Origin of the sequence: Massilia sp. MS-15 (assembly GCF_020176695.1) — a bacterium.
GTDB classification, from domain to species: domain Bacteria; phylum Pseudomonadota; class Gammaproteobacteria; order Burkholderiales; family Burkholderiaceae_D; genus Telluria; species Telluria hydrophila.
On sequence record NZ_JAIWIA010000011.1, the window covers coordinates 41,687 to 62,341 of the forward strand.

Consider the following 20,655-nt stretch of genomic DNA (forward strand, 5'->3'; position numbering starts at 1 on the left):
TCCGGCCCCATCACCGCTACCGTCACGGGAGTGCCATGAATCACGACCCCTTCCAGAAAATCTCGCAGGCGCCGACCCGGCCGCATGCCGCCGCCACCCCTTCGCGCTTCGACGTGGCCGACCTGTACCGCGGCCCGGTCGCCGGCGATGCTGCGGCGGCCGCGGCGGCTCCCGCACTGGACGAGAAGCTGCGCCAGGCCTACTTCTGGATCGTCAACCGCGCGATCATCAGCCCGCACTACGACATCGAATACCACGCCGGTCCGCCGCGCAGCCACATGGTGGGCGACACCCGGCGCACGCTGACCCTGCCCTCGGCGCAAAGCTACTCGAGCTTCGTGCTGCTGCCGCTGCTGGCCTTCGCGGCGCGCCGCAAGTGCCTGTTCATCGGCGGACCCGGGCGCGGCAAAACCGCCAGCGCGGTCCTGATGGGTGTCCTGGCCGGCATCCCGGTGCGCGAGGTGCGGCGCGCGATGCAGCACGGCCACCCGCAGATGACGGTGGCCGACCTGCTGGGCAATCCGCTGCCGGCCGACCTGCTCAACGCCCGTCGCCTGGACGAGATCCGCATCGCCTGGCGCGCCTGGCTGCCGATGCGGGTCAAGATCGTGGACGAATACAACCGGATCCCGACGCGCACCCAGAGCGCGCTCCTGACCCTGATGGGTGACAACTACGCCGAGCAGCTGGACCAGGTTTTCGAGTGCCCGGAGTCGGCCTGGTACCTGACCGCGAACGACGACCAGGGCGGCGGCACCTATCCGGTGATCGAGGCCCTGCGCGACCGGATCGACGTGACCGTCCAGGCACTGGCCTTCAATCCGCGCTTCCTGGACGAGCTGCTGCTGCGCATCGAGGACGACATCCGGCCGGAAGAACTGGTGCCGCGCGAACTGGTGTTTTCGGAGGCGGAGATCGACGCGATGGGGGCGGCGATCCGGGCGGTGTCGGTGCCGGTTCCGGTGCGCCGGCGCCTGGAATTCTTCGCCAGCCAGTTCGAGCTGTGCGAGACGGCGGGCGCGCAGTTCGAATACCTGAGCAAGGACACCGCGCGCCTGGCCGGCGTGCCCCTGCGCGAACTGGGCGCCGCCGACAACGGGCGCGACCGCCTGGCGGACCTTGGCTGCCAGAGCCTGAACGGGATCTCGGTGCGCCAGCTCGGCACGCTGCTGGTGTTCGCCAAGGCGCTGGCCTGGTTTCGCGGCAACCCCGAGGTGGACCTGGAAGACCTGCGCCAGGTGCTGCCTTTCGTCCTGCGCGACAAGCTGCAGCCGGACCCGGAGGCGCCTTTCTTTGCCGAAGCCGGCAACACGGCCCTGCGCAGCGACCGGATCAGCTGGCTGCGCCTGCTGTTCGACCTGGCCAGCGCCGAGTATGAACGCCTGGACCTGGACCGCCGGGACGAAGTCGGCGAGATGGCGGCCACCCTGGCGCGCGGCCTGGACGGCCTGGGCGAGCGCGAGACGGCGGCGCGCATCGTCCGCATCGAGAAGCTGGTGGCCGAGCGGGTCAAGGGCAGGAAGCTGTACGGCCACCTGGCCGACGACCTGCTGATGCTGAAATACCTGCACCAGCGCTACACCAACTACCTGGCCTGGCTGCGGGCGCGCTGAGATGCTGTGCGCTGCATTTGCCGAGGCGCTGGCCGCGCGCCGCCAGCACTGCAATGCCGCGGTGGCTGCGGCGCGGCGCGCCTGGCCGGGCTTCGACCAGCACGCCTTCGGCCGCTTCCTGGCGGAGCAGGCCGACCCGGTGGTGGCGGCCGTGGCCGTGCTGACGCCGCAGCGCGTGGCGGCCGTGGTCGACGCCAGTGTCGGGATCGGCATCGAACTGGCCGGCCAGCGCCTGCTGGACGCCAGCCCGCGCGGCCTGGCCCTGGCGCGGGCCTGGTCCGGCCTGGCGCCCTGCTGCGCCGTGCAGGTGGCGCAGTCTCCTGGCCAGGTACTCGGCATGCTGAGCAATGCCGCACTGCACCTCGCGGCGCTGCCCGGCGTGAACACGGCGCGCTGGCAGGCCGACATGGCGGCGCTGGCGCCCCTCGCCTTGACGCTGGCCGATCTGCGCGCGCTGGGCCAGGTATTGGCCTGGCGCGCCGGGGCCGCGCATTTCCGGCAGGGCGCGCTGGCGGCGCTGGACGCGCTGCCGCCGGCGCTCGCACTTGGCGTGGTAGGGGCGTCGGGGAGCGGCGACTGGGGCCAGGTGCGCGCGGCGCTGCGGGACGACCCGTGGTGGCGCGCGCCGCAGGACGAGCATGGGGCCTCGCAACGCATCGTGGGCGCCTTCGCGGGCCTGGGCGGCGCCTTCACGGCGCCGCCGCTGCTGCGTGCGGCCGGCGCGCACGCGGGCGGAGCGTCGTTCGTGGTGCGCTCCGGCGAGCAGGACTTCGCCTTGCATGCGGACGCCCACGGCGCCATCGTGCTGCCGGCGCGTACCGGGATGTTCGATGCGGCGCAGGATGGCGCTGGCGATGAAAATGGTGCGGCGAAGGTGGAAGTGGACTGGCAGCGCGTCGCGCCCCCGTTCCCGGCGCAGGACTGCGCGGTCTGCGCCAGCGCCACGACGATCGCGATCGCTTCTCCCTATTCGCATGCGATCCTGCTGGTGGCGCGCGCATCGAGCCCAACATGAAGCGGCGCACCGAACCGGACCCCGGCGCCACCCAGGCCCTGCTCGAACGCTGGCACGCGCACTGGCCCGCCGCGCTTGCCTGCTGGAGCCGGTATACCCGGCTGCACCCGCCGCGCATCTATACCAGCACGGCGGAGACCCAGTGGGCCGGCCTGCACGGCAGCTTCGCCATGATCCGGCTGGCCGACCAGGGCGTCGTGGTCGACCTGCAGGCGGTGCGCGCGCTCGGCCTGGACGACTACGCCGTCGAGATCCTGGCCCATGAGATCGGGCACCATGTGCTGGCGCCGGGTACGGCCAGCATGCACCTGCGCATGCTGGCGCGCGTGCGCCGCGTGCTCGGGCCCCTGGCCGACGCGGCGCCGCTGGTGGCCAACCTGTACACCGACCTGTGCATCAACGACCGGCTCCAGCGCCAGTGCGGTCTGCGGATGGACGAGGTCTATCGCGTGCTGGGCCGCGACGGCAAGTCCGCGGCGGCGGGCGCCCTGTGGGCGCTGTACCTGCGCATCTACGAGCAGCTGTGGCAGCTCGCGCCGCGCAGTCTCGGAGGCGCGGCTTGCGAGGAGGCCGCGGAGGCCGACGCCTGGCTCGGCGCCCGCACCGTCCGGGTCTATGCCGACGAGCCGCTGACCGGCGTGCGGCGCTTCGCGGCCCTGCTGCTGCCCTACCTGCCCGGCAAGCAGGGACTGGCCCGTATCCCGCGCTGGCAGGATACGCGCACCGCGGCGGCGGGCTGCGCGCCGGGCGGCCTGCATGTGCTGGACGAAGACGAGGACGGTGAAGGAAGCGGAGAAAACGCCGGGGAAGCCCTGCATCCGGCCTGGGACGTGCGGGTGACCGGCGACACCGCCCCGGCCGCCGCAGGCGGCCAGCGCAGCGGCAGCGCGTGCGGGCAGGCGCGCGAACCCTTCGAGTACGGCGAGATCCTGCGCCTGGGCGGCAGCACGCTGTCGCCGCGCGAAGCCGCGATGCGCTACTACCGCGAGCGCGCCTTGCCCTACCTGGTGCCTTTTCCGAAGCGCACGCAGCGGCAGGCGCCCGAGCAGCAGTTCGAAGGATACGCCCCGTGGAGCCTGGGCGACCCGCTCGAGGACGTCGACTGGGCGCGCAGCCTCGCGTACTGCCCGCACCCGGTGCCCGGCCTGACCCTGCTGCGCCGGGTCCACGGCGAAGACGCGTCCGGCGCGGCCGCGCCGCTGCCGATCGATCTCGACCTGTACGTGGACAGTTCCGGCTCGATGCCCGATCCGCAGCGGGACACTTCGCAGATGGCGCTGGCGGGCGCCATCGTCGCCCTGTCGGCGCTGCGCAGCGGAGCCGCGGTCCAGGTCACCCTGTGGAGCGGCAAGCGCGAGGTGCTCGCCACCCCGGGCTTCACGCGCGACGCCGACCAGGTGCTGCGGGTCCTGACCGGCTACTTCGGCGGCGCCACCTGCTTTCCGATCCACCGCCTGCGCGCGACCTATGCCGCGGGTGCCAGGCCGCGTCCGACCCACATCCTGATGATTTCCGACGACGGCATCACCAGCATGTTCGACGAGGACGAGCGCGGCGAGAGCGGCTGGACGATCGCGGCGCGCGCCCTGGCCGCCGGCACGGCGGGCGGCACCATGGCCCTGAACCTGGCGTCCGGCTGCGATGCGGCCGACAGCCCCTGGTACGGCGAACTGGCGGCGATCCTGGAGCGCGCGCGGCGCGAGCAGGGCTGGGACATCCACGCCGTCCCCGACCTCGACGGGCTGGTCGCCTTCGCGTACGCCTTCAGCCACCGCCTGTATGCCAGGCACGCGGAAGGCGCGCGGTGAACCAGGCCGGCCCGGCGCTGGAAGCGATGCTGCGCCGCCTGCGCGAGACGCCGGCCGAGTTCCTGGCGGAGCCGCGCATCGGGTCGTACACCGGCGCCGCCGGGGTAGTGGTGCCCGCGCTGGTGCACGACCTGATGCGCATGCACGGGCACGCGCCGTCCCCGCGCTGGCTGGCGGCGCTGGGTGGCATCGACCCGCGCGCGCGCCGCAACCGGCTGGCCCTGGCGATGATCACCTGCTGGCTGCTGGCGGACCCGTGGTTCCTGGCGCGGCCGCTGCCGCTGCCGCTTGATGCGCTGTGCGCCGTGTTCGACAGCGCCACCCCGCTGCTGGCCCAGGCGACGGCGGCGCACCGCTTTGCCGCCGACGCGGCCGATGGCGAGGAGCTGGTGCGCGTGGTGCTCGCCCGGCTGGGATACCGCCCGGCGGGGGAAACGGCGGCGCAGGCCGAGGACCGCCTGGCCGCGGTGAGCGGCGCGGCCCGGCGCCGGCTGCTGGAAGCGAGCCGCGCGGCCGAGAAACGGGCACGCGCGGTGCGCGAGGCGCTGGCGCGCAAGGCGGCCCAGGAGGCGGCGGACAAATGGACCCGCGAATGAAGGATGGCGCCGGCGCCTGGACGGCAGGGGAAACGGCGGCGCAGCGGCGCGCGCGCTTTCCGACACTGGGCCAGGCCGGCCGGCGCATGCTCGACTTCCTGCGCCGCCATCCGCACGCGCCGATCTACCGCAACCACAGCGGCAACCGCTTGCTGGCCCATGAAATCGGCCTGGTGCGCGCCTTCGAGGAGGAAGTGGCCGCCACGCCACCCGACTGGACGCCGGGCCGGGTACCCGGCTGGGTCATGCCCTTCGTGGCCGACGCCTTCGCCACGGTGCCTTTCTATCGCGCGCTCGGCTCGCCGCCGCGCCGGCTGGACGAGCTGGCGCCGGTGGCGCGCGCCGACCTCGCCGCCGACGTCGCCCGCTTCGTCCCGGACCATGTCGACACGCGGCGCCTGCTGGCGTTCCAGACCACCGGCACCACCGGCCATCCTTTGCTCGTGCCCTCGCATCCGCTGGTGGCGGCGCGCTACGCGGCCTTCCACAAGCGCGCGCTGCGGCGGGCCGGCATCGTGCCGAACCACGGGGCGGGGCAGGTGGGGGTGGTGTTGCTCGGCTTCCAGCGGCGCTGCTTCACCTACGTCTCGGTCTCGCCCACCATGGGCGAATCCGGCCTGGCCAAGATCAACCTGCACCCGGCCGACTGGCGCCACGAGGACGACCGCGCGCGCTACCTCGACGCGCTGGCGCCGGAAATCGTCGCGGGCGACCCGATCTCGCTGCGCGCCTATGCCGCGCTGCCGTGCCGGCGCGCGCCGCGCGCGATCCTGTCGGTCTCGATGGCCCTGCACGCGGGCCTGCGCAAGCTGCTGGAGAGCCGCTTCGGCTGTCCGGTGCTGGACATCTATTCGCTCAACGAAGTCGGCCCGGTGGCGGTGCACGACGAGGCCGCGGGCGGCCACCTGCTGCTGCAGCCCAGGCTCTACGTGGAGATCCTGGACGAGCGCGGACGCCCGGTGGCGCCCGGGGAGCGCGGCGAGATCGCCGTCACCGGCGGCTTCAATTTCTGCCTGCCGCTGCTGCGCTACCGCACCGGCGACCATGCGGCGCTGGTGGCGGGCGCCGAGGGGCCAGTGCTGGCCGGGTTGTGCGGGCGGCGTCCGGTGCGCTTTTTCGGGCGCGGGCAATGGTGGAACAATATCGACGTCACCCACGCCCTGCGCCCGCTTCCGCTGTCCCATTTCACGTTGTACCAGGCGGCCGATGGCAGCCTGCTGCTTGGCCTGGCGCGCGAGGCGATGGCGTATGCGGCGGCGGCGCAGGGCGCGCTGGCGCCGCTGTTCGGGGAGCGGGAAATCGCGGTGCGCCCGATCCTGGCCGAGGACAAGGTGCTGCAGTACAGTTCGGACCTGCCGGGCGCATGCCAGGACGGCGCGCCGCAACCCGCAGCGCCGGCCCCCGGCGCCTGTCATACTGGCGCATCGACAGACGGACACGCAGACCCATGACCACGCCCACCGAAGACCGCAGCGCATGAAGGCCCACCGTCTCGGCCTCGTGGTGGGCAAGTTCTGCCCGCTGCACCGCGGCCACATGCACCTGATTCAGGCCGCCCTCGACGCCTGCGACGAGGTACTCGTGCTCAGCTACACGAAACCGGCATTTCCGCGTTGCGACGCCTTGCAGCGCGAGGCCTGGCTGGCCAGCCTGTTTCCCATGGTGCGCCGGCTGGTGCTGGACGATGTCCGGGTGGCCCAGGCCTGCGCGCGGCGCGGCATCGCCCCGCTCATGCCCCTGCCCGCGAACGAGGCGCCGGCATCGGTGCACCGCGCGTTCACCGCCTGGCTGTGCTGGGCGCTGGCCGATTGCAGCGTGGACGCGGTGTTCACCAGCGAAGCCTACGGTGACGGCCTGGCCGCGGCGCTGGCGGCGCATTTCACCGACTGGAGCGGGCGCCGGATGCAGGTCGTGCACGTGAGCGTCGATCCGGCGCGGCGCGCGGTGCCGGTGTCGGGCACGCAGGTGCGCGCCGATCCGCAGCGCCACCGGCACCTGCTCGACCCCATCGTATACGCCAGCTTCGTGGACCGCATCTGCATCCTGGGCGGCGAGTCGAGCGGCAAGACCACGCTGGGCGGGGCGCTGGCCGGCGCGCTCGGCGCCGCCCTGGTGCCGGAGATGGGCCGGCTGTACTGGGAAGCGAAGGGCGGCCGGCTGGTGTACGAAGACATGCGCGCCATCGCCGAGGCGCAGGTGGACGAGGAAGAGCGCCTGGCGCGTGCCGCCGGCCGCTGGCTGGTGTGCGACGGCAGCGCCCTCACCACCGCCTGCTACAGCGAGGATGGCTATGGCCGGGTCGATCCGGTGGTGCAGGCGCTGGCCGCACGGCGCTACGCCTTCTGCTTCGTCTGCGCGCCCGACTTTCCATTCGTGCAGGATGGCACCCGGCGCGATGCGCCTTTCCGCGCGCGCCAGCACCGCTGGTACCTGGAGCGCCTGGCGCGCGCAGGCGTCCCCCATGCGCTGCTGGAAGGACCGGTGGAGCGGCGCGTGGCCACCGCCCTGGCGCTGCTGCGGCGGGCAGGGGAAGGGAGGATTGGGGCATGATGGACCGGTTCCAGGAAATGCGGGTGTTCGCCACCGTGATCGACACCGGCGGCTTCACCGCGGCGGCGCGCCGGCTCGGAATGTCGAAGGCCACGGTGTCGCGCCACGTGAACGAACTCGAGGAGCGGCTCGGGGTGCGCCTGCTGCAGCGCACCACCCGCCGCCTGTCGGCCACCAGCGAAGGCGAAGTCTTCCACGCGCGCTGCCGCGAACTGCTGGACCGGCTGGACGAGGCGGAAGCGGAAGCCGCCTCGGGCAGCGCGGCCGCCACTGGCCTGGTGCGGATCAACGTGCCGGTGAGCTTCGGGCTGCTGCACCTGGCGCCGCTGTGGCCGGCGCTGCTGGCGCGCCATCCGGCGCTGGAACTCGACATCACGCTGTCCGACCGCGTCAGCGACCTGGTCGAAGAGGGATACGACCTGGCGGTGCGCATCGGCCAGCTGCCGTCATCCTCGCTCGTGAGCCGGCGCCTGGCCAGCACCCGGCTGGTGCTGTGCGCGGCGCCGGCCTACCTGGCGGCGCGCGGCGAGCCGGACATGCCGGCCGACCTGGCACGGCATGAAGTCATCGCCTACAGCCTGTTCGCGGCCGGCGAACAATGGAGCTTTAGCGGGCCGGCGGGCGAGCAGGCGGTGCGGGTCCAGCCGCGCATGGGCGCCAACAACGGCGACACCTGCCGCATCGCCGCGCTGGCCGGGCTGGGCATCATCCTGCAGCCGAGCTTCATGGTGGGCGCCGACCTGGCCGCGGGACGCCTGCGGGAGTTGCTGCCGGGCTGGCGTTCGGTGGAACTGGGCATCCACGCGGTGTATCCCTCCCGCAAGTTTCTTGCTCCTAAGCTGAGGGTCGTGATCGACTTCCTGGCTGAAGCCCTGGCGGGAGCGGACTGGGAAGATTGTTCCGATGAATGAAACAGTGTAGTGCCGTTTCGCCTGTTTATCTTCATCCTTGATGTCAATATCATGGTGATGTCGATGTGGCACTCGCCGCGTCCCAGCAGGAGTACACCATGTCCCGACTACCGACCCTCTTCGTTTCCCACGGCTCGCCGATGCTGGCGCTGCAGGACAGCCCGGCGCGCCGCTTCCTGGCCGGGCTCGGCGCCGCGCTGCCGCGGCCACGCGCGGTGCTGGCCGTGTCGGCGCACTGGGAGACCATCGGGGCGCCGGCCCTCGGTTGCGCGCCGCGCCCCGCCACCATCCACGATTTCGGCGGTTTCCCGCCCGCCCTGTACCAGATCGACTACCCGGCGCCCGGCGCGCACGATGTCGCCGAACGGGCGGCGGCGCTGCTGCAGGCGGCGGGCCTGGCCACGCGGCGCGACCCCGGGCGTGGCCTGGACCACGGCGCCTGGGTGCCGCTGCGCCTGATGTATCCGGACGCCGACGTGCCCGTGACCCAGCTCTCGATCCTGCACCGTGGCGACCCGTCCGCCCACCTGCGCATCGGCCGGGCGCTGGCGGCGCTCAGCGAGGAGGGGGTGCTGGTGCTGGCGTCGGGCTCGCTGACCCACAACCTGCATGCCTATCGCGGACAGGGCGTGGATGCGCCGGTGCCCGACTGGGTGACCGGTTTCGGCGACTGGATGGCGGCGCGCCTGGCGGCCAACGACCAGACCGCGCTGCTCGACTATCGCCACGCGGCCCCGCACGCGGTGCAGAACCATCCCACCGACGAACACCTGCTGCCGCTGTTCGTCGCCCTGGGCGCGGCCGGTCCTGGTGCGCGTGCCACGCGCCTGCATGCGAGCGTGGAGCACGGCGTGCTGGCGATGGATGCCTACGCCTTCCAGTAGCCAGCAGTGCGCCAACGCCGTGCGCAGGCGGCGATGATGTCAATGCAACACTTTAATACTTCAATCGGGAGCAATCATGCACACCACGAATCCTAGCTACCGCAACCTGGACGACGAAGGCAAGCTGGTGCTGCGCGTCGCGCTCGCCGCCCTGCTGCTGTTCCACGGCATCTCGAAGCTGTCCGGCGGTATCGGCTTCATTACCGGCATGCTGCAGGGGATGGGCCTGCCGGCGCTGTTCGGCTACGGGGTCTATGTGGGCGAAGTGGTCGCGCCGCTCCTCATCCTGGTGGGCCTGTTCACCCGCCCTGCGGCGCTGGTGGTGCTCATCAACATGGTGGTGGCCGTGCTGCTGGCGCATACCGCCCAGTTCTTCACGCTCAACGAGACCGGCGGCTGGGCGCTCGAACTGCAGGGCATGTACTTCGCCGCGGCACTGGCCGTGGCCCTGCTGGGCGCCGGGCGTTACAGCCTGGGCGGGGCCGGGGGGCGCTTCAACTAAGGCTGGACTGGCCGGTTTCCAAGCCGCGAACGGGGGAATCGCGTATCATGACGCCCCTGGATCGTGCCACGGTATTCGCCATCTGTTCGCCTGCTGTTCGCCTGGCGCTTCGCCGCGGAGCCTGCAACGCAGCGCGATCTGAACGCGTGGGCAGGGGACCTGCCCACCCTACGCTCATCCATCCGCCTCAGGCTTCATTCAGGATCACCACATGGAAATCAAGGTCAATTTTCTCGACAAGCTGCGTCTCGAAGCGAAGTTCGACGACTTCACGGTCATCGCCGACCAGCCGATCCGCTACAAGGGCGATGGCTCGGCGCCCGGCCCCTTCGACTACTTCCTGGCTTCGTCGGCCCTGTGCGCGGCCTATTTCGTCAAGCTCTACTGCAATACGCGCGACATCCCGACCGAGAACATCCGCCTGTCGCAAAATAACATCGTCGACCCGGAGAACCGCTACAAGCAGATCTTCAAGATCCAGGTCGAGCTGCCGGCCGACATCTCGGACAAGGACCGCCAGGGCATCCTGCGCTCGATCGAGCGCTGCACCGTGAAGAAGGTGGTGCAGGAAGGGCCGCAGTTCGTGATCGAGGAAGTCGACAGCCTGGATGCCGACGCCCAGGCCCTGCTGACCCTGCAGCCGGACGCCGGCGCGCGCACCTGCATTCCCGGCAAGGACCTGCCGCTCGAAGAGACCATCGCCAACATGTCGGCCCTGCTGGCATCCTGGGGCATCAAGATCGAGATCGCATCCTGGCGCAACATCGTGCCCAACGTCTGGTCGCTGCACATCCGCGACGCCCATTCGCCGATGTGCTTCACCAACGGCAAGGGCGCGACCAAGGAAAGCGCGCTGGCCTCGGCCCTGGGCGAATACATCGAACGCCTGAACTGCAACCACTTCTACGCCGGCGCCTACTGGGGCCAGGACATCGCCAGCGCCGACTTCGTGCACTACCCGAACGAGCGCTGGTTCCAGCCGGGGCCGGACGACGCGCTCCCCGAAGGCATCCTCGATGAGCACACGCTGCCGATCTACGACCCGGACGGCGAACTGCGCGCCTCGCACCTGGTCGACACCAATTCCGGCAATGCGAAGCGCGGCATCGTCGCGCTGCCCTACGTGCGCCAGTCGGACGGCGCGACCGTCTACTTCCCGTCCAACCTGATCGAGAACCTGTACGCCAGCAACGGCATGAGCGCCGGGAACACGCTGGCCGAAGCCCAGGTGCAGTGCCTGTCCGAGATCTTCGAGCGCGCCGTCAAGCGCGAGATCCTGGAAGGCGAGATCGCCCTGCCGGACGTGCCGCAGGAGGTGCTGGCCAAATACCCGCGCATCCTGGCCGGCATCCAGGGCCTGGAAGAGCAGGGTTTCCCGGTACTGGTCAAGGATGCCTCGCTGGGCGGGCAATACCCGGTCATGTGCGTGACCCTGATGAACCCGCGCACCGGCGGCGTGTTCGCCTCCTTCGGCGCGCACCCGAGCTTCGAGGTGGCGCTGGAGCGCAGCCTGACCGAGCTGCTGCAGGGGCGCAGCTTCGAGGGCCTGAACGACCTGCCGGCGCCGACCTTCGCCAGCGAAGCCGTCACCGAACCCTACAACTTCGTCGAGCATTTCATCGATTCGAGCGGCCTGGTGTCGTGGCGCTTCTTCAGCGCGCGCGCCGGGTACGACTTCGTCGAGTGGGATTTCACCGCCCGGGGCAAGGACGCCAACGCCGAGGAAGCGACGAGCCTGCTGGGCATCCTGGCCGACATGGGCAAGGAAACCTACATCGCGGTGCACGACGAACTGGGCGCGGTGGCCTGCCGCATCCTGGTGCCGGGCTACTCGGAGATCTATCCGGTCGAGGACCTGGTCTGGGACAACACCAACAAATCGCTACTGTTCCGCGAAGACATCCTGAACCTGCACCGCCTGGACGAGGCGAAGCTGGACGGGCTGCTGGAGCGCCTGGAAAACAATGAGCTCGACGAGTATTCCGACGTCGCCACCCTGATCGGCATCGAGTTCGACGAGAACACCGACTGGGGCCAGCTCACCGTGCTCGAGCTGCGCCTGCTCATCAACCTGGCCCTGCGGCGTTTCGAGGAGGCCCACGAGCTGGTCGGCGCCTTCCTGCAGTACAACGACAATACCGTCGAGCGCAAGCTGTTCTACCAGGCGCTCGACGCGGTGCTGCACGTGACCCTGGACGAGGAACTGGAGATCGGCGACTTCGAGCACAACCTGCGCCGCATGTTCGGCGACGCGCGCATGGACGCGGTGCTCGGCTCGGTGGACGGCAGCGTGCGCTTCCATGGCCTGACCCCCACCAGCATGGCGCTGGAAGGCCTGGACCGGCACCACCGCCTGATCGACAGCTACCGCAAGCTGCACAAGGCGCGCGCGGCCCTCGCCACCACCGCTGCCCGCGGCTGAACACCGCGGAAGGGCTCAGCCGGCGACGTCGACCCGCCCGAAGTAGCCGTACTGCAGGCTGGCCGCGATGCGGCGCGCGGCCGCCAGGAAGGCCTCGGCGATGTCGGGCGCGAACAGGCGCCGCGCATGCGCGTCGAACAGGCCGAGCCAGCGCCGGAAGTGCTCCGGCCCGATGCCCTGCAGGGCCATGTGCTTGCCATACACATTGCCCTTGAACTCGGCGCTGGCGAGCATGATCGAACACCAGAAATCGACCATGCGCCCAAGGTGCGCGTCCCAGTGCTCGCCGATGGCGCCGTCGAAGACCGGCTGCAGCAGCGTGTCGCGGCGGATGTCGGCATAGAAGTCGGCGACCAGGGTCGCGATCGCGTCGCGGTTCAGTTCGGAATGCATGGTGCGGTCAGAGAGAGAGGGGGACAGGACGCCATTGTGGCAGATTCCCGCATCCCGGCCCAGCCGGGCCGGCCGCGGCGCCTGGTGTTTTCGCTTCCGATGGCACACAATGGCTGTGTTCTTCCACGGAGGTGCGGATGCGAGATGCGATCGTCATTGGCGGCGGCCATAACGGCCTGGTCTGCGCGTTCTACCTGGCGCGCGCCGGCCTGAAGGTGACCGTGCTGGAGCGCCGGCCGGTGGTCGGCGGTGCCGCGGTTACCGAGGAATTCCATCCGGGCTTTCGCAATTCGGTGGCCGCCTACACGGTGTCGCTGCTCAACCCCAGGGTCATCCGCGACATGGACCTGGCGCGCCACGGGCTGCGCGTGGTCGAGCGTCCGCTCGCCAACTTCCTGCCGCTGGACGAATCGCGCTACCTGAAGCTCGGCCCTGGCCGTACCGCGGCCGAGGTGGCGCGCTTCTCGCCGCGCGACGCCGCCCGCCTTGACGCCTATCACGCCCACCTGGACAGCGCCGCCGACCTGCTGCGTGAACTGGTGCTGCAAACCCCGCCGAACCTGGTGCAGGGCGGCTGGCTCGCGGCCCTGCCCGAGCTGCTCAAGGCCGGCCGCATCGGCAGGCGGATGGCCAGGCTGCCGCTGGCCGCCCAGCGCGAACTGCTGGACCTGTTCACCAAATCGGCCGGCGACCACCTCGACAGCTGGTTCGAGAGCGATCCGATCAAGGCCGCCTACGGCTTCGACAGCGTGGTGGGCAACTACGCCAGCCCCTACACGCCGGGTTCCGCCTACGTGCTGCTGCACCATGTGTTCGGCGAGGTGAACGGCAGGAAGGGCGCCTGGGGCCATGCGCTCGGCGGCATGGGCGCGATCACGGCGGCGATGGCGAAGGCGGCCCGGGCCCAGGGCGTCGAGATCCGGCTCGACTGCGCGGTGGACGAGGTGCTGCTGCGCGATGGACGCGCCACCGGCGTCGTGACCGCGCGCGGCGAGCGCCTGGCGGCGCGCGCCGTGGTCTCGAACCTGAATCCGCGCCTGCTGTACACCCGGCTGGTGGACCCGGCGGCGCTGCCGCCCGATTTCCTGCGCCGCATGCAGGCCTGGCGCTGCGGTTCCGGCACCTTCCGCATGAACGTGGCGCTGTCGGAACTGCCGGACTTTCGCTGCCTGCCCGGCAAGGCGCCGGCCGAGCACCACGGCAGCGGCATCATCATCGCCCCCAGCCTGGCCTACATGGAGCGCGCCTACCACGATGCGCGCAGCCTGGGCTGGGCGCGCGAGCCGATCGTCGAAATGCTGATCCCGTCCACCCTCGACCCGGGCCTGGCCCCGCCCGGCCAGCACGTGGCCAGCCTGTTCTGCCAGCACGTGGCGCCTGTCCTGCCCAGCGGCGCCAGCTGGGACGACGCGCGCGAGCGGGTGGCCGACCTGATGATCGATACGGTGGACCGCCACGCGCCGAACTTCCGGCGCGCGGTGCTGGGCCGGCAGATTCTCAGCCCGCTCGACCTGGAGCGCACCTTCGGCCTGGTGGGCGGCGACATTTTCCACGGCGCGCTCGGCCTCGACCAGCTGTTCGCGGCGCGCCCGATGCTCGGCCACGCCGACTACCGTGGGCCGGTGGCCGGCCTGTACACCTGCGGCGCAGGCACCCATCCGGGAGGCGGCGTTACCGGCGCACCCGGCCACAACGCGGCGCGCGAGATCCTGCGCGATTTCACGCGCCGGCGCACGGCAGGGACGCACGGCAGTGGCGCGCATTTGCAGCGCAGCTGATCGGGGAGTATGCTGTTTCCAGGCATGCTTGGATCGGGAGACCATCATGAAACTTCGTCCGACAGTATCTCACCTGGCAGGACAGTTCCACCGTCCCTTGCGTTTCGGCCGCCGCTGGCGCGGCCATGAACTGGCGCTGCGCATGGTCCAGCTGGTGCTGCTCCTGCTGCTGGCAGGCGTCGGCGCCAAGCTGATTGCCGAAGGCGTGGCGCTGGCGGTGAACACGATCGCCAGCATGCTGGCCTGACGCTGCAAGCCTGGGCAGGGAGCGCCTTTGTGCCCGTCCTGACGGGAGCGGGGCGGTGGCGCGCGGCCGGTCGCGCCCGCGCCGCCCCCTCCTGTTTCAACGCGAGCGGAACTCGAACAGATAGTCGCCGCCGGTCTGGTGCCCGGCCGCCGTCAGGGCGCCGTACTGCGGCGTCTGCGGGAACTCCTTCCTGACCGCTTCCTGCACGCCCTCGAAGACGGTACTGCCGGGCTTCCAGTTCGCGACCGAGCCAACCACCTGCATCAGGTTCCAGGCGAAGATCGAGTGGTTGCCCCGGCCTTCGTCGGGCACCGGTTCGTCGCCGCCCGAGGACAGCACCACCACCGAGCGCTTGCTGAGCACATCGTCCGCGTTCACGTTCCTGCCCACGTTCGCCATGCCCTCGCGCGCGAAGGCGCCCGAATAGCAGCTGTCGGAAATCAGCGCCATCTGGCGCGAGCGGATGCCGGACAGGATCTTGGCCACGTCGCTGTTCGAGATCCACTGGCGCGGGTCGCTGGCGGCGGCGTCCGACGGCAGCCAGTAGCCGGCGCCGTTCTTCTCGAGCGAGTAGCCGTGGCCGGCGTAGTACACCACCACGCTGTCTTCGCTGCCCACTTCGGTGGCCAGCGCGTTCAGGGCGCGGATCATCTCGGCCTTGCCCGGGTTGTGCAGCACCCGCACCTCGTAGCCGAGCTTTTCGTCGAACAGCCTGGCGATGGCGTCGACGTCGGTGATGGCGTTTTCCAGGCGCGGGATGGCCTTGTCGCTGTACTCGTTCACGCCGAACAGGACCGCGATCTTGCGCTCGATCTTCGGCAGGTTCGAGGTCTTCGCCACGGCCCGCCCCATGGTCTGCTCCTGCACATGGGCTTGCGGGCGGGCGGCGTGCAGCAGTTCCAGCTGGGCCGCGCTGATGCGGCAGGCGCCGGAGGACGCTTCCATCACCGTGGTGCAGGGCTGCAGGTCGGCCAGGCTGGGGTCCATCTCCAGCTTGTAGATCGCCGCCGAGAACAGGTTCTGCTTGAAGCTGCGGCGCTGGGCCAGCATCTGGGCCAGTTCCTCCTGGCTCATCGAGCCGATGCGGACCGGGCTGAAGGCCTTGGCGGCTCCCGGGCCGGTGCTGTCGGCCACCGGGCTGCTGGCCGGGGGCAGGTTCGGCACCGGGCTGGTGCCGCCCAGCGCGGCGAGCGCGGCGTTGGTTACGCTGTTGTTGATGTCGCCGATGGTTTGGCTCGGGCGCACCACGAGTGCGCTGGCGTTCGCGGGCGCCTGCACGAAATCGTAGTTGGTGGCGCTGAGGCCGGTTCCATGGATTGGATAGGTTCCCGGGGACGAGCCATTTGTAGCTTGGGCCTGCCAGGCCAGCTGGCCGGTGGTGGCGCTTCCCATGTTGTCTTCGCCTTTGAATCCGGTCACCGTGCCGGTCAGGGTGCCGAAAGGCTGGGTGGACTCGACCACCGCCGGGTTGGCCTGGTAGGTCAGGACGGCGCGCGTGATTTGTCCGGTGCCGGCCACGCTGGCACTCATTCCGGTAGACAGGCGCGTGCCGTTCAGGCTGTAGTTGCCGGCATCGAGTCCCGTGAAGTAAAAGGGGCCGCTGACGGTAACGGTCTTGACCTCGCCCGCGTTGGGCGTGTCGTAGCTGCCCTGACCAGGACCGCGCACGACGACCTGGTCGCCCGCTACCAGGTTGCCGATCTCGTACGGGTTAGTTCCAAGGCTTGCGCGATTGGTGGCGTCGTACTCCTTCACCGGCTCGTCGATCAGCGCGAGCGTGACCGCACGGGGCGTGATCGCCGCAGTGATGGGCGGCGTGTTGTCAAGCTGGTAGTTTCCGGCGTCCAGGCCCGACAGGGCACCCCCGGTGATGAGAACCGTCTTGCCGGTACCGGCATTCTTGTTGTCGAACCTACCGGCGAGCGGGGCGATCGTGACCTGGTCGTTGGCCAACACGCCGGTCGGCGCGCCGGTCAGGATGGCCGTGTCATTGCCGTCATACACCTTGTCATTGGCGCGGATGCCGTCGGTGGACAGGGTCAGCTTGCTGATGCTGGCGGTGGTGGTGGTGCTCGCCACTGGCAGCTGGTAGTTGTGGGCATCCTGACCCTGCAGCCCCCCCACAGTAATGGTTACCCGCTTGTTGTCGCCGGCATGCTTGCTGTCGAAGGCGCCGCTGCGCGAGCCCAGGCTGACCTGGTCGCGGCCGACCACATTGGACAGGTCAACGTCCACGCTGGCATTCATCGTGCCATCGTAGACTTTGTTGTTGGCCCGCGGATTCGACAGGGTAAGGGTGCGGCGATCGATGTTGCCGATGCCGCTGGCGCTGGTGGTGATGGTGTTCGTGCCGTTGCCGTTCAGCCTGACGCCGCCATAGCTGTAGTTGCCGGCGTCGGCACCGGTCAAGTCGAAGGGCCCGGTGACAGTGACCGTCCTGGTCCCGGCGTTGGCACTGTCGTACTGGCCCTGGGTGGGACCGGTGACCCGTACGAGGTCATTGCCCAGGATGCCAGCCAGCGTATATTGCCCGGCACCCAGGGCGGCACCGGGACTGCCATCGTAAACCTTGTTAATGGTGCCGTCGATACTGATCTGCGCAGGGCGCGGATCGATCCTTCCCCTGAGGGTGCCGTTCGCATCGACAGTGTAATTGTGTGCATGTGGACCCAGCAGGATATTGCCGAGATTGGTGAGGGTGATGAGCTTGTTGTCGCCAACGTTCTTGTCGTCGAACCGACCGGACAGGCTGCCGAGCTGCACGGTGTCGCCAGCCAATACGCCCGCAAGGTCGGCATCGACCTCGATGTCCGGAGTGCCATCGTAGACCTTGCTCTGGCCCGAGAGGATTTGCAGGTTGAGTGTTCGTTGATCGATGTTGGCAGTCGCGCGCAGGGATGACGGCGCCAGCGTATAGTTGCCGGCGTCCGCGCCGGTCAGGCCGCTGGCGGAGACCAGCACTTCCTTGCCCGTGCCGGCATCCGGGGTGGCGAATTGGCCGGTAAGCGTGCCGATGCTGACGGAATCGTTGCCGATCACACCCGACAGCTTGCCGTCGCTCAGGTGTGCATCGGTATTCCTGTCGTACATCTTGTCGTGGGCCTGGACGCCGGTCAAGATAAGCTCGCGCGCGGTAATCCGGCCCACGTCGGTGCTCGCGGTGGTGGTGATGCTGTTCGCGCCGCTACCGTCCAGCACGGCACCGCCGTAGCTGTAGTTGATGGCGTCGGCGCCGGCAATGACGAAGGGGCCGTTCACGGTAACCGTCTTCTGCTGGCCGACGTTGCGGTTATCATAAACACCCTGGGTTGGGCCCGTCACCGTCACCGCGTCGCTGGCAAGGATGCCGCTCAGTGAATACTGACCTGCACCCAGGCTTGCAGCATTGCTGCCGTCGTAGATCTTCGCCACTTCCGAGCTGATTTCGATCTGCGCTTCGCGCGGGGTGATCGAGGCGGTGGTGGTGAGCGGGACGTCGATGATGTAGTTGCCGACGTCGCGTCCGGCCGCGCCGCTCGCGCTGATCGTCACAGTCTTGTCGTTGCCCACGTTCTTGGTGTCGAACAGACCGGTGAACCGGTCGATCTCGACATCGTCTCCCGGCAGTATGCCCGACAGAGTACCGGTGACCTGCGCGTTGCGCGTGCCATCGTAGACCTTGTCCATGGCGGTGAACGCGCCGCCTGTCACGCGCAATGGCGTGATATCTGCGTAAGTGCGCAGTTCCCCGTCAGGGCGGAAGACATAGTTATCCGCATCCCTGCCGCCGAGATTGCCGTATGTGACCGTTACCGGCTTGTCGTTGCCGACATGCTTGGTGTCGAACTGGCCGTGCAGCCCATCGAGGAAGACGTTGTCGCCCTCGATGACGTTGCGCAGGCTCCCGCTGACGCTGGCGTCACGTGTGGAATCATAGACTTTGTTGGCGGCCGCGAGGTCGCCCACGGTGACCGGACGCTGCTCAATGTCGCCGACATAATAGGGTTGGGCGCCATAGACATCGATTCCCTTCGAGGTCTGGATCTTGAACAGGGACGCGTTGCCGCCTAGCGTGATTCGTTTGTCGGTTCCCACATTCTTGTTTTCGAATTCGCCCTGAGCGAAGGTCCAGTCGCCGCTGCGGCGCACGTCGAAGCCGTCGGGAAGATCGTGCGAGAGGACGTCGCGGAAGTTGGCGTCGGGCGTGCCGTCGTAATCGCGGACGACGAGCTTGAGCTTGGGGATAAGCGGGTCGGCCATCAGGACGCCATTCTGGCCTACGCCGGACAGGACGGGTGTCTCCCATTCACCGTTGCGAATCGCATCGACCTGGACAAACCGGTAATCGAGATCGGAGAAAGCATCCGCATCGAAGCGACCATCCTTTTTCAAATAGACCAGCCAGCGGCCTGCACTCGCTGACAACTGGCTATTTGTGTTAGAAAAATCCCGCGTCTCCAACCTGATCGTCGTTCCGCTGGCATTCGACGCGAGGGTTGCATGATTCAGTGTCATTCGATCGGATTCGATCTCGATCGGGCCAGATTCGGAAGACAAGGTGGATCCGCTCAGATTAACGTCAGAAGCAAACATATGGATTCCGCGGCTGCCGGCCAGGACGGTGCTGCCTTGCATGGTGAGCGTGTTGACCAATGGAGCGCTCTCGCTGACACCGGTGAAAAAGACCAGTCTGTTCGTGTTGATACTGCTTCCGTCAAGCAGGCGGATGGAGGTCCCCGACATTCCAACACTTCCCCGGGAGCCTTCGCCTGCGGAATCCAAAGCCATTACCGTCCCCGAGAAGTCGAGTGATCCTTCTCTCGCGCCGATTACGAGTTGGCCTGTTCCGTTCCGCGACGTGTCCAGAAGCGCTTCCGGTCCGATGCGGACCGCAGAGCCGATCAGCCTCATGCCAACATTGCCGGAGCCGCTACCTTCGTACACCGCATTGGATACCCTGCCATCGATGGCCAACAGGCCATCCCGGGCGCGGATATCGATATTTCCGCCGCCACTACCCCCATTGGCCGCCACGAAACCGTCCGCGCCGATTGTCACCGTGCTGCCGGACAGCGTGATTTCTCCGCCAGCGACGCCACCGCTGCTATAAACGCCTCCCTGAATATCGAGTTCCCCGTTGTGTGCAGTCATCCCGAGCGCGCCGCCGCTACTGTCGGACGAGGCAATCAGGCGCGCGTCTCTGCCCACGCTGATGCTGGCGCCTGCAAAGTCCTGACGCCCGCCACCTCCGTCACCGGCATAGGTGTTGATTCTGCCCAGGATGTCGAGCCTGCCGTCCCGTGCATTGACGATCAGCGCGCCACCTCCGTCGAAAGAAGAGGTGTCGAGCAAGGCCGCCGTTCCGATCGTGACGCCTGTACCGCTGAGGGTCTGGCTGCCGCCGCCGCCCGCGGCATTGCTGCGCACCTGGCCCTGGATATCCAGCAAACCCGAACCAGCATCGATGGCGAGCGCGCCACCGCCTGCGCCGGCACGGCTGTCGATGATGGCCTCGTTGCCGATGGTGACGCCGATACCAGACAGTGCTTGGCTGCCACCGCCGCCGCCTGCAGTGCTGTCGACCTTGCCCTGGATATCGAGCAGACCGTTGGAAGCGGTTATCGCAATGGTCCCACCGTCTCCAGTGGCGGACGCGTCGACGCTGGCATCTTTACCCACTGAGACACTGGAGCCGGCCAGGGTTTGAACGCCGCCGGTAACGCCGCCCCTGCCATCGAGTTTGCCTTGAATGTCCAGTGCGCCATTTTCAGCCCCAACGGTCAGAATGCCTCCGGTCTCCCCTCCTGAAGCGTTGACCGTTGCAGACGAGCCCACAGTCAGCGATAGACCACGCAGGGTTTGAATGCCGCCGGTTACACCGCCGCTGCTATCGAGTTTGCCTTGAATGTCCAGTGCGCCATCTTCAGCCCCAACGGTCAGAATGCCTCCGGTCTCGC

14 protein-coding genes are annotated in these 20,655 nt (G+C 68.9%); 12 read left to right on the forward strand and 2 right to left on the reverse strand.

Translation table 11 applies throughout. The features are described from left to right. Nucleotides 1-35: 35 nt before the first annotated feature. From LCI23_RS06215 to LCI23_RS06260, 10 genes are all read left to right on the forward strand, one after another. On the forward strand, nucleotides 36-1,613 hold the full coding sequence (locus tag LCI23_RS06215; protein ID WP_224945421.1) for an AAA family ATPase: 1,578 nt from the start codon (nucleotides 36-38) through the stop codon (nucleotides 1,611-1,613). Between the two features lies 1 nt (nucleotide 1,614). Beyond that, entirely contained in the window at nucleotides 1,615-2,628 is a 1,014-nt protein-coding gene (locus tag LCI23_RS06220) for a hypothetical protein (protein WP_224945423.1), read from the forward strand. Further along, nucleotides 2,625-4,436: a VWA domain-containing protein gene (locus tag LCI23_RS06225; RefSeq protein ID WP_224945425.1), complete on the forward strand. Its 1,812-nt coding sequence runs from the start codon at nucleotides 2,625-2,627 to the stop codon at nucleotides 4,434-4,436. The genes LCI23_RS06220 and LCI23_RS06225 overlap by 4 nt, the downstream gene beginning before the upstream one ends. Beyond that, a complete protein-coding gene (locus LCI23_RS06230; protein ID WP_224945427.1) occupies nucleotides 4,433-5,032 on the forward strand; it encodes a hypothetical protein in 600 nt (199 codons plus the stop codon). Before LCI23_RS06225 ends, LCI23_RS06230 begins: the two co-directional genes overlap by 4 nt. Further along, nucleotides 5,017-6,483, forward strand: coding sequence for an AMP-binding protein (locus LCI23_RS06235; protein ID WP_224945429.1), 1,467 nt, complete (start codon nucleotides 5,017-5,019; stop codon nucleotides 6,481-6,483). Before LCI23_RS06230 ends, LCI23_RS06235 begins: the two co-directional genes overlap by 16 nt. A gap of 25 nt (nucleotides 6,484-6,508) precedes the next feature. Further along, nucleotides 6,509-7,582, forward strand: coding sequence for an AAA family ATPase (locus tag LCI23_RS06240; protein WP_224945431.1), 1,074 nt, complete (start codon nucleotides 6,509-6,511; stop codon nucleotides 7,580-7,582). After that, a complete protein-coding gene (locus tag LCI23_RS06245) occupies nucleotides 7,579-8,493 on the forward strand; it encodes a LysR family transcriptional regulator (protein ID WP_374041148.1) in 915 nt (304 codons plus the stop codon). The genes LCI23_RS06240 and LCI23_RS06245 overlap by 4 nt, the downstream gene beginning before the upstream one ends. Nucleotides 8,494-8,591: 98 nt before the next feature. Beyond that, the gene (locus LCI23_RS06250) at nucleotides 8,592-9,377 is read left to right on the forward strand and encodes a dioxygenase (RefSeq protein ID WP_224945432.1); all 786 of its coding nucleotides are present in this window, start codon (nucleotides 8,592-8,594) and stop codon (nucleotides 9,375-9,377) included. Nucleotides 9,378-9,453: 76 nt separating this feature from the next. Next, nucleotides 9,454-9,879 (forward strand): DoxX family protein, encoded by a 426-nt coding sequence (locus tag LCI23_RS06255; RefSeq protein WP_224945433.1) that lies wholly within the window; start codon nucleotides 9,454-9,456, stop codon nucleotides 9,877-9,879. 211 nt (nucleotides 9,880-10,090) lie between these two features. Continuing rightward, on the forward strand, nucleotides 10,091-12,301 hold the full coding sequence (locus LCI23_RS06260) for an OsmC domain/YcaO domain-containing protein (protein ID WP_224945434.1): 2,211 nt from the start codon (nucleotides 10,091-10,093) through the stop codon (nucleotides 12,299-12,301). Nucleotides 12,302-12,316: 15 nt separating this feature from the next. Here the strand turns inward: LCI23_RS06260 and LCI23_RS06265 are convergent, their stop codons facing one another. Next, nucleotides 12,317-12,694 (reverse strand): group III truncated hemoglobin, encoded by a 378-nt coding sequence (locus tag LCI23_RS06265; protein ID WP_224945435.1) that lies wholly within the window; start codon nucleotides 12,692-12,694, stop codon nucleotides 12,317-12,319. Between the two features lie 137 nt (nucleotides 12,695-12,831). Between LCI23_RS06265 and LCI23_RS06270 the strand changes: the two genes are divergently transcribed. Both LCI23_RS06270 and LCI23_RS06275 read left to right on the forward strand, forming a co-directional pair. Beyond that, a complete protein-coding gene (locus LCI23_RS06270) occupies nucleotides 12,832-14,472 on the forward strand; it encodes an NAD(P)/FAD-dependent oxidoreductase (protein ID WP_224945436.1) in 1,641 nt (546 codons plus the stop codon). A 46-nt stretch (nucleotides 14,473-14,518) separates the two neighbouring features. Continuing rightward, nucleotides 14,519-14,719: a hypothetical protein gene (locus LCI23_RS06275; RefSeq protein WP_224945437.1), complete on the forward strand. Its 201-nt coding sequence runs from the start codon at nucleotides 14,519-14,521 to the stop codon at nucleotides 14,717-14,719. 96 nt (nucleotides 14,720-14,815) lie between these two features. Here the strand turns inward: LCI23_RS06275 and LCI23_RS06280 are convergent, their stop codons facing one another. Continuing rightward, entirely contained in the window at nucleotides 14,816-20,533 is a 5,718-nt protein-coding gene (locus LCI23_RS06280) for a YDG domain-containing protein (RefSeq protein WP_224945438.1), read from the reverse strand. Between the last annotated feature and the right edge of the window lie 122 nt (nucleotides 20,534-20,655).